Source organism: Pseudomonas sp. TH21 (assembly GCF_016651025.1).
GTDB lineage: Bacteria > Pseudomonadota > Gammaproteobacteria > Pseudomonadales > Pseudomonadaceae > Aquipseudomonas > Aquipseudomonas aylmerensis.
This window is the reverse complement of sequence record NZ_JAEKEQ010000001.1, coordinates 5,549,063-5,561,344: the sequence shown is the minus strand read 5'-3', so window position 1 is coordinate 5,561,344 and position 12,282 is coordinate 5,549,063. Positions and strand designations below refer to the sequence as shown.

Here is a 12,282-nt window from a genome sequence, read left to right as displayed (position 1 = left end):
AGTGAAACTATACCAGCGACCGGCCGCCCCTGTACTCACGCGGCGGCTTCAGTCGCCTTGCGCGGAGTGGGCGCAGGATGCAGCCAGTTAGCCAGCAGATGCGTGGACAACGGGATGAACCAGTAAACCATCAGTGGCGTCAGCGCCATAGTGCTCACCAGTACGCGCGGCACCAGCTCCAGCTCGCTGAGCAACGGCCCGAGCACGAAGTTGAACAGCAGCGACACCGGGAAAAACGCCAGCCAGATCGCCACCGCCTGTTTCCAGCGCGGCGGTCGTGCGCCGACCGCACCGAACCAGCCATCGATACCGCTGACGCGATGTTCGGACGGGTCGGCAAACAGTTCGCTGCCACGGCTCAGCCAGGCACTGCGCGAGGCGGAAAACTCCCAGGCATGCAGGGTTTTCTCGTCGGCGAAGCGGAAAATAATCTGGAATTCATCGTCATTGGGCGGCGGTGCGAGCACGCCGGAACCCAGGTAACCGGGGAAGTCGGTCGCCAATTGCTCGCCTTCGCGCAGCCAGGCCATCAATTCTTCATAGCGACCTTTGGCCACGCGGCGCGCAACCATCAGGGTGACGGGTGAGGTAGACATTGTGTATCTCCAAGTAATCAGGTGCGCTGGGCCGGGTAGGCGGCGCACAAACGTAGCGCCCGGGTAGGGCGGCTACGTAAAACAGGCAAGGATTATTCCTGTTTCCGCGAAATACGCCAGATACTTTGGTCGGCTCGCGGCACAGCTTGAATCAGAGGCTTGAATCAGCGTTAAATGAGGTCCACATCGACACGGATGTTTTTCAACGCTGATGCCCGAAATTACTGCTCCTCACGCCGAAATGGCGCACGCCAGCGTCATCGATCCCGCTGATCTTTTTCCGATTCGCGAAGTCGCCCGGCTGACCGGCGTCAACCCGGTCACCCTGCGTGCCTGGGAACGTCGCTACGGTCTTATCCAGCCAACCCGCACTGAAAGCGGGCATCGGCTGTACTCAAGCACCGATATCGACACCGTGCACCGCATTCTCGATTGGATCGAGCGCGGCGTCGCCGTGAGCAAAGTGGGCAAGATCCTCGCCCGTGACACCCTGTGCAGCGAACACGCCACGTCTTCGCGCGTCGATACCGAACGCGAATGGAGCCAATGGCAGGTGCAGCTGCGCCTGGCCATCAGCGCTTTTGACGACCGCCAGCTCGACCGCCTGTACGGCCAGATTTTCGCAGCCTACCCGGTCGCGGTGGTGTTCCAGAGCATCATCATGCCGCTGTGGCAGCAATTGCTGCGGCATCAGGGGCACTTCGGCCAAGCCAGTGAGTGGCTGTTCTTCGACGCCTTCCTGCGCGCCCGTGTCGCGCAACGCCTGCACCTGGCCAGCGCCTCGGCAACGCCGCGGATCCTGCTGTCGGCGATTGTCGGTGAATGTCGGGAGCTGGAGCTGTTGGTGGCTGGGGTATTGATCGGCTCCGATGACCTGGCGGTAAAGGTGTTTGCCGTTGGCCAGCCGTTCGACGAGTTGACCCTGGTTTGCGAGAAGACCCGGCCGCAGGCGTTGGTGCTGTTTTCCAATCGCGCGCCCGGCGCCGATTTGCCGCTGCGGCTGCAGCGCCTGGCGCTGACCCTCGATTGCCCGTTGCTGCTTGCCGGTGACGCCTCGGACCTGGCCGAAGCCAGCCTGGCGGGCTCTTCCATCGGCTGCCTGGGCAATGAAGGGCGCACGATGCAGCACCGCCTGCAGCAATTTCTGCGTGGCAGCCTGGACACCTGATCTCAGGCGTGGACTTCGGGGTGGATCAAGCGATGCTGGTGCAGGATGAACTGGCGCAGGCGCTCGGTTTCACTCACGTCGCTCTGGTCCAGGCGGTAGGCAAACAGGCCACGCGCGGTTTCGCGTTCCAGCGTGCCGCGCAGTGCGATTCGCTCATAACCCGAAGGGCTGAACCACAGGGAAAAGGTTTTCGGCGGCTTGATCCGCCCGCGGATCTCCACCAGCACGCCTTTGAATGACACTTCATGCACCCACAAGGCGCTCAGGTTGCCCCTGATGTTCTCCAGCGCCACCGGAGTTTCCAGGGCCAGGCGCCAAGGCCGGATCATCGGCCCGTCCTCGAAAATCGTCGGCACGCCCAGGCGCAGATGCAGCGCATGAAACTCGTCTTCCACCAGGTGCAGGGGGAAGGTGAGTTGCTGGTTGTCGAACTGCGCTTGAATGGTCAGTTGATCATGGGCGGCCAGTCGCGTGAGCAAGTCGCGAATCTGCGCGCCGCCGTTGACGGTCAGGCTCGACGACGCGTCCCGCAGGTTGAGCTGCGGGTTGTGTTGCATCATCTGAATAAAATCCAGCTCGTCCTGCGTCAGAAGTGTGTCGCGGTGCATGAGGCGTGCTCACGGGGAGGTATTAAAACGCCATTATCCTCTTAATGGCCGGTTTTTCTAAGTTTTGTTCGATCCGCTCGTCGCTTTGAGCGCCGCCAGCTCGGCCTTGACCTGGGCCAGCTCGGCTTCCAACTGGGAAACCCGCTGCTGCGCCTTGACCTGCACGGTGACGTCCTTTTGAACGCCGACAAAATAGGTCTGCTTGTCCGCCTGGTTGCGCACTGTGGACACTGACAGCTCGTTCCAGAAGTGGCTGCCATCCTTGCGGTAATTGCGCAGGGTTTCACGGCACGAACCGCCGCTCTCCAAGGCCTCGCGGATGGCCATCAGTGCCGGCTGGTCACGGTCGCCCGATTGCAGGAAGCGGCAATCCTGGTAGAGGATTTCATCGAGGGTATAGCCGGTCATCCGCTCAAATGCCGGATTGACGTAGATCAGCGGCTTGTCCTTGCCTTCGCGTTCGGCGACGACGATGCCGTCGTTGGAAGCGTTGATCACCATTTGCATCAGGTGGGCGTTGATCATTGAGCGGTCCATGGTGTGTGGGGGTGCTGGCAGTTTATGACAGGCGCCGAATGTTGCACGGTGTGCACCGAAATATTTGCCACAGCTGCTAATATCCCACGCTTTCGCTCAACTACAGGATCAGATTGATGAAAGTCGCCATCCTTTCCGGCTCGGTGTACGGCACGGCTGAAGAAGTCGCCCGCCACGCCGCAGGCATCCTCAACGCGGCCGGTTTTGACGCCTGGCACAATCCACGCGCGAGCCTGGCGGACGTGCAGGCGTTTGCCCCCGAGGCGTTCCTGGCGGTGACCTCGACCACCGGCATGGGTGAGTTGCCGGACAACCTGCAACCATTGTATTCGACCATTCGCGACCAATTGCCTGCTGCCTGGCGCGGCCTGCCCGGTGCGGTGATCGGCCTGGGCGACGCCAGCTACGGCGACACCTTCTGTGGCGGCGGTGAGCAAATGCGCGAGCTGTTCGCTGAGCTGGGCGTGCGCGAAGTGCTGCCGATGCTGCGCCTGGACGCCAGTGAAAGCGTGACCCCCGAAGCCGACGCCGAGCCGTGGCTGGCCGAGCTGGTCACAGCACTGCGCGCTTGACCGGAAACTCACGCAGCAACGCCAGCCAGGCTTGTGCGGCTCTCGACAGATAGGCGCCTTCACGCCAGATAAAGGCAATGTCCCAGCGCAGGAAGTCGGGCGCCTTCAGTGTCAGGCGCACGACGCCGGGTCGCACCAGCCCACGGGCGACCACGCTGGGTAACAGCACCACGCCCTGGCCTGCCGCGACCAGCGCCGCAAGAAAGTCGGCCTGGCCGCTGCGCCCGATTTCCTTCGGGGTAAAGCCCAACTGGTGACACGCCTGCATCAGCCGGTCGTTGAGGACGAAGCTGCGTTGGTACATCAGGAACGGCGTGTCGGCCAATTCCTCCAGGCGCACCTGGGCGTTGTCCGCCAGTGGGTGATCAATCGGCAGCAGTGCATCCAGCGGCTCATCGCAGAAGGCTTGCCAGGCGAACGCCGGGTCGCTGGGCTTCAAGCTGCCGCCGACTTCCAGTTCACCGCTGAGAATCGCCTGCTCGATATTGCGGCTGCCGCCCTCCAGCAACTGGATGGTGACGTTCGGGTAGCGCCGCCGATACTCGGCAAACAGCCCGGCAAACAACGTATCCCCCGCCAGCAGCGGCAGGCCCAGGCGCAACTCGCCGCGGGTGAGCTGGTGCATATCGTCCAGCTCGCTCAGCAGTTCGGTCTGCAGGCGCAGCATGGCCTCGGCGCGTTGCAGCACCACCTGGCCGGCGGCGGTCAGGCGCACCTGCGAGCCGATGCGGTCGAGCAGCGGCGTACCGAGGCTTTGCTCCAGCTGCGCCACTTGCTTGCTGACGGCGGACTGACTGATGTGCAGGGTTTTCCCGGCCTGGGTAAACCCGCCACGGTGGATCACTTCGACAAAGCTGCGCAGCTGTTTGAATTCCATGGGTGTGCATCCCGCTCGCTATTCCAGGGTGGAATAGCTGGCAGTCTAACAATTCGCTGTGGGGATGGAAGGCGGCTCTCTAAAATGGGCGTACTGCGAGGATCCAAAGCCCATGAAACGTTTCACCTTCAAACACCTTGGCCGTTTGTTGACCGAACTGGTTGTGTTGTTGGCTATCTACCTGCTCGGCACTCAACTGGCGGTGTGGCTGGCCTGGCCGATCCCCGGTGGCGTGGTGGGGCTCGGGCTGTTGCTGGCGACCTTCGCCAGTGGCCTGGTCAAGCCGGCAGCCCTGCAACTGGGCGCCGGGGTGTTGATGGCGGAAATGCTGCTGTTCTTCATTCCGGCGCTGATGAGCCTGCTCGATTACGGCGGCCTGCTGCGCAACGACGGCTGGCGCATCCTGCTGGTGATCGGCTTCAGCACGCTGGCGGTGATGCTGGTGACGGCCTTTACGGTGGAAGCCGTGTGTCGCTGGAGGCTGCGCCATGAAGCTTGAGCTGATGCCGGTGTTCTGGCTCGCGCTGACCCTTGGCGCGTATGTGTTCAGCCGCTGGATCTATCGGCGTACCGGTCGCTACCTGTTGTCGCCGCTGATCCTGGTCCCGGTGCTGTTGCTGGCGGTGGCCGTGCCGATGAAGACCGCCTACGCCGAATACGCCGCCGACACCCACTGGCTGATGCTGGTGCTGGGCCCGGTGACCGTGGCGTTCGCCGTGCCGATCTGGCAACAGCGGCGCTTGCTGGCGCGGCACTGGTCGGCGTTGCTGCTGGGGATGGTGGCAGGCAGCGCGGCCTCCATCGGCACCTCGTTCGGGTTGGCCAAGGCGCTGGCGCTGGACAGCTCGGTGACGATGTCGCTGGTGCCGCGCTCGATCACGACGCCGTTCGCCATGCCGGTGTCGTCCGACCTGGGCGGCGTACCGGAGCTTACCGCCGTGTTTGTGATGTTCACCGGTGTCTTCGGCGCAATGCTCGGCGGCGTGCTGCTCAAGTGGCTGCCGCTGCGCACGCCGCTGGCGCGTGGTGCGTTGTTTGGCGTGGGTGCCCACGGCGCCGGCGTGAGCCGCGCCCATGAAGTGGGCGGTGAAGAAGGCTCGGTGGCGGGCCTGGTGATGGTGTTGACGGGCTTGCTCAACCTGTTCGCCGTGCCTTTGTTGGCGGCACTTCTCTGACGCGACACGGGCTACTTTCAACTATTCTGCGTAGTGACTCGCTCGGTCATCAAGCTGGCTGCGAAGGCAACTACGCCTGCCATGAGGTCTGACTAGACTGGCCCTTCACCCAAAAAAACAATAATAAAGCGCGCCAAGGAGGTCATTGCCGTGAGCCTAGCCCCCGTTCTATCGCCACAGAATGTCAAAGACCAGGTCAGTGCTGCCGAATGGCAAGCGCGTGTCGACCTGGCCGCCTGCTATCGCCTGGTGGCGCTGCATGGCTGGGATGACCTGATCTTCACCCATATCTCGGCCAAGGTGCCGGGCACCTATGATTTCCTGATCAACCCGTACGGGCTGATGTTCCACGAAATCACGGCGTCGAGCCTGGTCAAGGTCGACCAGGCCGGCAACAAGCTGATGGACAGCCCCTACGAGATCAACCCGGCGGGCTACACGATCCACAGTGCCATCCATGAAGTTCGCCACGATGTCACCTGCGTGCTGCACACCCATACCGCCGCCGGTGTAGCGGTGGCCGCGCAGAAACAGGGCGTGCTGCCGATCAGCCAGCAATCGATCTTCGTGCTGTCGAGCCTGGCCTATCACGCTTACGAAGGCGTGGCGCTGAACCACGAAGAGAAGGCCCGCCTGCAGGCCGACCTTGGCGACAACAATTTCCTGATGCTGCACAACCACGGCCTGCTGACCTGTGGCAGTACCATCGCCGACACTTTCCTGATGATGTTCACCTTCCAGCGCGCCTGCGATATCCAGGTGCTGGCGCAAAACGGTGGCGCCGAGTTGATCCCTATCGGGCCGCAGATTCTCGCCGGTGCCAAGGCGATGGTGGCTGCTGTCACCAAGAGTGCACTAGGTATGGGGGGCGCGCTGGCCTGGCCGGCGCTGCTGCGTAAGTTGGATGCTCAAGACCCTGGATATAAAAGCTGATGCCACTCGCCGAGATCCCGCTGAGAGCCTGGCGCAAGCGCGGGCAGGAATTCGTCTTTCGTGGCCGCACCATCCGTTACTGGGTGGCGGGGCAGGGCGAGCCGCTGCTGCTGATCCATGGCTTCCCCACCGCCAGTTGGGACTGGCATTACCTGTGGCAACCGCTGGCCCAGCGCAACCTAGTGATCGCCTGCGACATGCTCGGCTTCGGCGACTCGGCCAAGCCTTTGAACCATACCTATTGCCTGCTCGAGCAGGCTGACGTGCAACAGGCCTTGCTCGAACACCTGCGGGTGGAGCAGCCGGTTCACGTGCTGGCCCACGACTACGGGGACAGCGTGGCCCAGGAACTCCTGGCACGGCACTATGAAGGTCGGTTTCACATGGCCAGCTGCGTGTTCCTCAACGGTGGGCTGTTCCCCGAAACCCATCGTCCGGCGCTGGTGCAAAAACTCTTGCTCAGCCCCCTGGGCTGGATGATCGGCCGCGCCTTCGGGCGCAACGCCTTGTCCGACAGCTTCAGCCAGATCTTCGGCCCCGATACGCGCCCCAGTGAAAGCGCCCTGGATGATTTCTGGAGCCTGATCAACTGCAACGACGGCACGCGCATCCTGCACAAACTGATTGCCTACATCCCCCAGCGCCGACGCCTGCGTGAGCGTTGGGTGGATGCCATGCAGCGCGGCGAAGTGCCGCTGCGTGTGATCGATGGCGAGGTAGACCCGATCTCCGGCGCGCACATGGTCGAGCGCTACCACCAATTGGTGCCCCACGCCGACACCGTGCTGCTGGCCAATATCGGCCACTACCCGCAGATCGAGGCGCCCGTGCAGGTGCTCAAGCATTACCAGGCGTTTCGGGACCAGGTTGGGCATCCGGTGTTGGAACTGGCTTGCCTGCGCTAGCGGCATTGTCCCAGGCCAGTCATCGCCCAGAACCCGCAATCATCCCGCTGCCTTATCGAGCACCATTCAGCCCTGGCCGTATTTATTGTGACCAGGCGCGCCTTGCCGGACACTCGACCCATTCCCATTGTCGCCTTTGGAGTTCGGTATGAGTGAGTCAGTGCAGTTCCAGGATAAGATCGTGATCGTCACCGGCGCCGGCGGCGGATTGGGTCGCGCCCATGCGCTGCTGTTCGCCCGGCACGGGGCCAAGGTGCTGGTCAACGACCTGGGCGGTTCGACCCAGGGCGAGGGCGCCAATGCCTCCGCTGCCGATCGCGTGGTCGCCGAAATCCGCGCCGCCGGCGGTGTCGCCGAGGCCAACCATGACTCTGTCACCGAAGGTGACAAGATCGTACAGAACGCCCTCGACGCCTTTGGCCGCATCGATGTGGTGGTCAACAACGCCGGCATCCTGCGTGACAAAACCTTCCATAAAATGGACGACAGCGACTGGGACCTGGTTTACCGGGTACATGTCGAAGGCGCCTACAAAGTCACCCGCGCCGCCTGGCCGCACCTGCGTGAGCAAGGCTATGGCCGGGTGATCTTCACTGCGTCCACCTCGGGCATCTACGGCAACTTCGGCCAGTCCAACTACGGCATGGCCAAGCTCGGGCTGTATGGCCTCACCCGTACCCTGGCCTTGGAAGGGCGCAAGAACAATATCCTGGTCAATGCCATCGCTCCCACCGGTGGCACGCGCATGACTGAAGGCCTGATCCCGCCGCAGGTGTTCGAGCGCCTCAAGCCTGAATTGGTCAGCCCGCTGGTGGTGTACCTGGGCAGCGAGGCGTGCCAGGAAACCTCGGGGCTGTTTGAAGTGGGCGGCGGCTGGATCGGCAAGACTCGCTGGGAGCGCAGCCTGGGTGTGGGCTTTGATCCCGAAGCCGGTTTTTCGCCGGATGATGTGGCGGCGCATTGGGCGCAGATCTGCGACTTCGAAGGTGCGGCCCACCCCAAGGACAATATCGAGGCCTTGAAGGAGATGATGGCCAATTTGCAGAAGTACAGCCTCTGATCGTTGCCTGAAAAAGATTGAATCCCACGGGGCGCTGATGGCGCCCCGTTTTATTTCGGGCAAAAAAAAGCCGCTGCAAACGCAGCGGCTGAAGTCAGACGTTGGATCAAGGAGCGACAAATCAACGTCAGTGAACACGGGTAACGGATTGAAAACAGGCATCAATCCATTTAAAGCTGGCTGTTCTTCCTGTCGAGGAAGCGGGCCGTTTGCCCTGAAAGCCCGGTAAGAATAGTCGCTTGTTACAAAATGAGTAATGCCGGTTCATGACAAGGACTGTTACCGAAGTGGCAATAATCAGTGCCCATGCCATCCATGCGCCTGATAAGCCGCCATCCACCGCGATCATGGCCCGGCCAGGAGCCCGGCCAGAGCGCCTCGTCATCCTTTCGAGCGACAACACGAATCCCTCCTTGGTGCGCTTATCGCTCCTGACAGGCGGCAGTAGGGTGGGGCCTTCTGTCACTCACCGGGGAAGACGCATGACAAGAACAACAATGCGCGCCATCTTCAGGCCACAGGCGCTGGCCGCTGCGGTTGCGTTGGGGTGCTGTGCCCAGGCACAGGCTGTTTCATTCAACATTGGCGAGATCGAAGGGCAATTCGATTCCTCGCTGTCGGTCGGCGCGAGCTGGGGCATGCGCGATGCCGACAAGAAGCTGGTAGGCGTGGCCAACGGCGGTACGGGCCAGGCGTCGACCGGGGATGACGGGCGGCTGAACTTCAAGAAGGGCGAGACCTTCTCGAAAATCTTCAAGGGCATCCACGACCTTGAACTCAAATACGGTGACAGCGGCGTGTTCGTGCGTGGCAAGTACTGGTACGACTTCGAACTGCAGGACGAAGACCGCGAGTTCAAGCAGATCAGCAATCACCATCGCGACGAGGGCGCGCGCTCCTCCGGCTACGAATTGCTCGATGCCTTCGTCTATCACAACTATTCCATCGCCGACCTGCCGGGCAACGTGCGGGTGGGCAAGCAGGTGGTCAGCTGGGGCGAAAGCACCTTTATCGGTAACTCCATCAACAGCATCAACCCGATCGACGTTTCCGCCTTCCGCCGCCCCGGCGCGGAGATCAAGGAAGGCCTGATCCCGGTGAACATGCTCTTCGCCTCGCAGAGCCTGACCAACCAGCTGACGGTGGAAGGTTTCTACCAGTTGAACTGGGAAAACACCGTGGTGGATAACTGCGGCACGTTCTTTGGCAACGATGTGGTCGCGCACGGGTGCAACAATAACTACACCGTGGGCAGCGCGGCGGCGGCGGGCTTTCAGCCGGCGGCCAATCTGGTCGGGCAGGGTTTTGAAGTCACCCGGGAAGGGATCGTGGTGCAGCGCGGCAAGGACCGTGAAGCCCGCGACGGCGGCCAGTTTGGTGCAGCGTTGCGCTGGCTGGGGGACGACACCGAGTACGCGTTGTACTTCATGAACTACCACAGCCGTACGCCCACCGTGGGCACCACCAGCGCCGGGCAGGCCACGCTCAATGGCTTGGGCGCGTTGCTGCCCGGCACGCCGGCAGCCCTGCGTCCGTCACTGGTTTCCGCGCTGATGCTCGGCCGCGGCCAGTACTACCTCGATTACCCGGAAGACATTCGCCTGTACGGCGCCAGCTTCTCCACCACCCTGCCCACCGGCACGGCCTGGAGCGGCGAGATCAGCTACCGGCCCAATGCGCCGGTGCAGTTGAACACCACCGACCTGACCCTGGCGCTGGTCAACCCCGCCGTGCCGGGTACCTCGGTGATCAGCTCTTCGGCCGGCGCCGACAACAAAGGTTATCGCCGCAAGCAAGTCACCCAGGCGCAGACCACCTTCACGCAGTTTTTCGACCAGGTCATGGGCGCCGACCGCCTGACCCTGGTGGGCGAGGCGGGCGTCACCTACGTGGCGGGCCTGGAGTCCAAGAGCAAACTGCGCTACGGGCGTGATTCGGTCTATGGCGTCTACGGCTACCAGGGCGATACCGATGGGTTTGTGACAGCGACCTCGTGGGGCTACCGCGCCCGGGCGATCCTCGACTACAACAACGTGTTCGCCGGGGTCAACCTCAAGCCCAACCTGTCCTGGTCCCATGACGTGAAGGGCTACGGCCCCAATGGCCTGTTCAACGAAGGCGCCAAGGCGGTGAGCATCGGCGTCGATGCCGACTACCGCAACACCTACACCGCCAGCCTCAGCTACACCGACTTTTTCGGCGGCCATTACAACACCCTGACCGACCGCGACTTCCTCGCCTTCAGCGTCGGCGCGAACTTCTGATCACGGCTTGAAAAGGATGCTTTTATGCGCAAGATGATTCTGCAATGCGGCGTGTTGGCCCTCAGCCTGCTGGCCGCCAACGTGATGGCGGCGGTGTCGCCGGAAGAAGCGGCGAAGCTCGGTACCACCCTGACCCCGGTCGGTGCCGAAAAGGCCGGGAATGCCGATGGCTCGATTCCGGCCTGGACCGGCGGCATCCCGAAAAACGCCGGCGCGGTGGACAGCAAGGGCTTTCTCGCCGACCCGTTTGCCAGTGAAAAACCGCTGTTCGTGATCACCGCCGCCACCGTCGACAAGTACAAGGACAAGCTCTCCGACGGCCAGGTCGCGATGTTCAAGCGCTACCCCGACACCTACAAGATCCCGGTGTACCCGAGCCACCGCACGGTCAACCTGCCGCCGGAGATCTACGAGTCGATCAAGCGCAGCGCGTTGAACGTGCATGCGATCAACGACGGCAACGGCCTGGAAGGTTTTACCGGCAACCGCTACTACGCGTTCCCGATCCCCAAGAATGGCGTGGAGGTGCTGTGGAACCACATCACTCGCTACCACGGCGGCAACCTGCGCCGCATCATCACCCAGGCCACCCCGCAGACCAACGGCAGCTACACGCCGATCCGCTTCGAGGAAGAAGTGGCGGTGCCGCAACTGATCCCGGACATGGACCCGGCCAAGGGCGCCAACGTGCTGACCTTCTTCAAGCAGTCGGTCACGGCGCCGGCGCGCCTGGCGGGTAACGTGCTGCTGGTGCATGAAACCCTCGACCAGGTGAAGGAGCCGCGCCTGGCCTGGATCTACAACGCCGGCCAGCGCCGAGTGCGCCGCGCGCCGCAAGTGGCCTACGACGGGCCGGGCACTGCCGCCGACGGTTTGCGCACCTCCGACAACTTCGACATGTTCTCCGGCGCGCCCGACCGCTACGACTGGAAACTGGTGGGCAAGAAGGAGATGTACATCCCCTACAACAGCTACAAGCTCGATTCGCCGTCACTCAAGTACGACGACATCATCAAGGCCGGGCACATCAACCAGGACCTGACCCGCTATGAGCTGCACCGCGTGTGGGAAGTGGTCGGCACCGTCAAGCCGAGCGAGCGACACATCTACGCCAAGCGCCACATGTACATCGATGAAGACAGCTGGCAGGTGGCGCTGGTCGATCACTACGACGGTCGCGGCCAGCTATGGCGTGTCGCCGAAGGCCATGCGCAGTTCTACTACAACCACCAGACCCCGGCCTACACCGTCGAAACCCTGTACGACATCATTGCCGGGCGCTACATCGCCCTGGGCATGAAGAACGAGGAGAAGAGCAGCTTCGTGTTCGGCTTCGATGCCAAGGCGGCGGATTACACGCCAGCGGCGTTGCGCGCCTCAGGCGTGCGCTGACCGACACCTTCATCTGCAGGAGCCGGCTTGCCGGCGATAGCGGTCTGTCAGCTGCCGATGGGGTGGCTGATCTGCCGCAATCGCCGGCACACCGGCTCCTGCAGGTTTTCGGCGCTTTTTTATGCTTGCCAATCACCCTGCTGAATACTTCTTCAACAACCGCCGGCCACAGGACTAGGGTAGGCGCCAGGTTGC

The 12,282-nt window shown here is 62.6% G+C and carries 13 protein-coding genes; 9 read left to right on the top strand and 4 right to left on the bottom strand.

The annotated features are described in order from the left end of the window. Positions 1-35: 35 nt before the first annotated feature. On the bottom strand, positions 36-596 hold the full coding sequence (locus JFU04_RS24620; RefSeq protein WP_201145862.1) for an antibiotic biosynthesis monooxygenase: 561 nt from the start codon (positions 594-596) through the stop codon (positions 36-38). A gap of 211 nt (positions 597-807) precedes the next feature. Between JFU04_RS24620 and JFU04_RS24615 the strand changes: the two genes are divergently transcribed. Then, the gene (locus JFU04_RS24615) at positions 808-1,764 is read left to right on the top strand and encodes a MerR family transcriptional regulator (protein ID WP_201145861.1); all 957 of its coding nucleotides are present in this window, start codon (positions 808-810) and stop codon (positions 1,762-1,764) included. 2 nt (positions 1,765-1,766) lie between these two features. On the opposite strand, the gene JFU04_RS24610 is transcribed toward JFU04_RS24615, so the two are convergent. Then, positions 1,767-2,372, bottom strand: a complete 606-nt coding sequence (locus JFU04_RS24610; protein ID WP_065908496.1) for a hypothetical protein — start codon at positions 2,370-2,372, stop codon at positions 1,767-1,769. A gap of 57 nt (positions 2,373-2,429) precedes the next feature. Further along, positions 2,430-2,897, bottom strand: a complete 468-nt coding sequence (locus JFU04_RS24605; protein WP_201145860.1) for a PAS domain S-box protein — start codon at positions 2,895-2,897, stop codon at positions 2,430-2,432. A 128-nt stretch (positions 2,898-3,025) separates the two neighbouring features. On the opposite strand from JFU04_RS24605, the gene JFU04_RS24600 reads away from it, so the two are divergent. After that, positions 3,026-3,481, top strand: coding sequence for a flavodoxin (locus JFU04_RS24600; protein WP_065908500.1), 456 nt, complete (start codon positions 3,026-3,028; stop codon positions 3,479-3,481). Here the strand turns inward: JFU04_RS24600 and JFU04_RS24595 are convergent. Further along, positions 3,462-4,358, bottom strand: a complete 897-nt coding sequence (locus JFU04_RS24595) for a LysR substrate-binding domain-containing protein (RefSeq protein ID WP_201145859.1) — start codon at positions 4,356-4,358, stop codon at positions 3,462-3,464. The genes JFU04_RS24600 and JFU04_RS24595 overlap by 20 nt on opposite strands. Positions 4,359-4,470: 112 nt before the next feature. Here JFU04_RS24595 and JFU04_RS24590 point away from each other — a divergent pair, with 112 nt between their 5' ends. From JFU04_RS24590 to JFU04_RS24560, 7 genes are all read left to right on the top strand, one after another. Continuing rightward, entirely contained in the window at positions 4,471-4,857 is a 387-nt protein-coding gene (locus JFU04_RS24590; protein ID WP_065908504.1) for a CidA/LrgA family protein, read from the top strand. Further along, on the top strand, positions 4,847-5,533 hold the full coding sequence (locus JFU04_RS24585; protein WP_201145858.1) for an LrgB family protein: 687 nt from the start codon (positions 4,847-4,849) through the stop codon (positions 5,531-5,533). Before JFU04_RS24590 ends, JFU04_RS24585 begins: the two co-directional genes overlap by 11 nt. 150 nt (positions 5,534-5,683) lie before the next feature. Then, on the top strand, positions 5,684-6,466 hold the full coding sequence (locus JFU04_RS24580; protein ID WP_201145857.1) for a class II aldolase/adducin family protein: 783 nt from the start codon (positions 5,684-5,686) through the stop codon (positions 6,464-6,466). Continuing rightward, on the top strand, positions 6,466-7,371 hold the full coding sequence (locus JFU04_RS24575) for an alpha/beta fold hydrolase (protein WP_065908510.1): 906 nt from the start codon (positions 6,466-6,468) through the stop codon (positions 7,369-7,371). The genes JFU04_RS24580 and JFU04_RS24575 overlap by 1 nt, the downstream gene beginning before the upstream one ends. Positions 7,372-7,519: 148 nt before the next feature. Next, positions 7,520-8,431 (top strand): SDR family oxidoreductase, encoded by a 912-nt coding sequence (locus JFU04_RS24570; protein ID WP_201145856.1) that lies wholly within the window; start codon positions 7,520-7,522, stop codon positions 8,429-8,431. A 497-nt stretch (positions 8,432-8,928) separates the two neighbouring features. After that, positions 8,929-10,695, top strand: a complete 1,767-nt coding sequence (locus JFU04_RS24565) for a DUF1302 domain-containing protein (protein WP_201146445.1) — start codon at positions 8,929-8,931, stop codon at positions 10,693-10,695. Between the two features lie 24 nt (positions 10,696-10,719). Further along, the gene (locus JFU04_RS24560; RefSeq protein WP_065908516.1) at positions 10,720-12,087 is read left to right on the top strand and encodes a DUF1329 domain-containing protein; all 1,368 of its coding nucleotides are present in this window, start codon (positions 10,720-10,722) and stop codon (positions 12,085-12,087) included. Positions 12,088-12,282 lie beyond the last annotated feature (195 nt).

What these genes read in the sequence shown, in the direction of transcription:
- JFU04_RS24605 (WP_201145860.1), bottom strand. Translation starts at nt 2,897, where the DNA reads ATGATCAACGCCCACCTGATGCAAATGGTGATCAACGCTTCCAACGAC.
- JFU04_RS24590 (WP_065908504.1), top strand. Translation starts at nt 4,471, where the DNA reads ATGAAACGTTTCACCTTCAAACACCTTGGCCGTTTGTTGACCGAACTG.
- JFU04_RS24560 (WP_065908516.1), top strand. Translation starts at nt 10,720, where the DNA reads ATGCGCAAGATGATTCTGCAATGCGGCGTGTTGGCCCTCAGCCTGCTG.
- JFU04_RS24565 (WP_201146445.1), top strand. Translation starts at nt 8,929, where the DNA reads ATGCGCGCCATCTTCAGGCCACAGGCGCTGGCCGCTGCGGTTGCGTTG.
- JFU04_RS24610 (WP_065908496.1), bottom strand. Translation starts at nt 2,372, where the DNA reads ATGCACCGCGACACACTTCTGACGCAGGACGAGCTGGATTTTATTCAG.
- JFU04_RS24585 (WP_201145858.1), top strand. Translation starts at nt 4,847, where the DNA reads ATGAAGCTTGAGCTGATGCCGGTGTTCTGGCTCGCGCTGACCCTTGGC.
- JFU04_RS24600 (WP_065908500.1), top strand. Translation starts at nt 3,026, where the DNA reads ATGAAAGTCGCCATCCTTTCCGGCTCGGTGTACGGCACGGCTGAAGAA.
- JFU04_RS24620 (WP_201145862.1), bottom strand. Translation starts at nt 596, where the DNA reads ATGTCTACCTCACCCGTCACCCTGATGGTTGCGCGCCGCGTGGCCAAA.
- JFU04_RS24575 (WP_065908510.1), top strand. Translation starts at nt 6,466, where the DNA reads ATGCCACTCGCCGAGATCCCGCTGAGAGCCTGGCGCAAGCGCGGGCAG.
- JFU04_RS24595 (WP_201145859.1), bottom strand. Translation starts at nt 4,358, where the DNA reads ATGGAATTCAAACAGCTGCGCAGCTTTGTCGAAGTGATCCACCGTGGC.
- JFU04_RS24615 (WP_201145861.1), top strand. Translation starts at nt 808, where the DNA reads ATGCCCGAAATTACTGCTCCTCACGCCGAAATGGCGCACGCCAGCGTC.
- JFU04_RS24570 (WP_201145856.1), top strand. Translation starts at nt 7,520, where the DNA reads ATGAGTGAGTCAGTGCAGTTCCAGGATAAGATCGTGATCGTCACCGGC.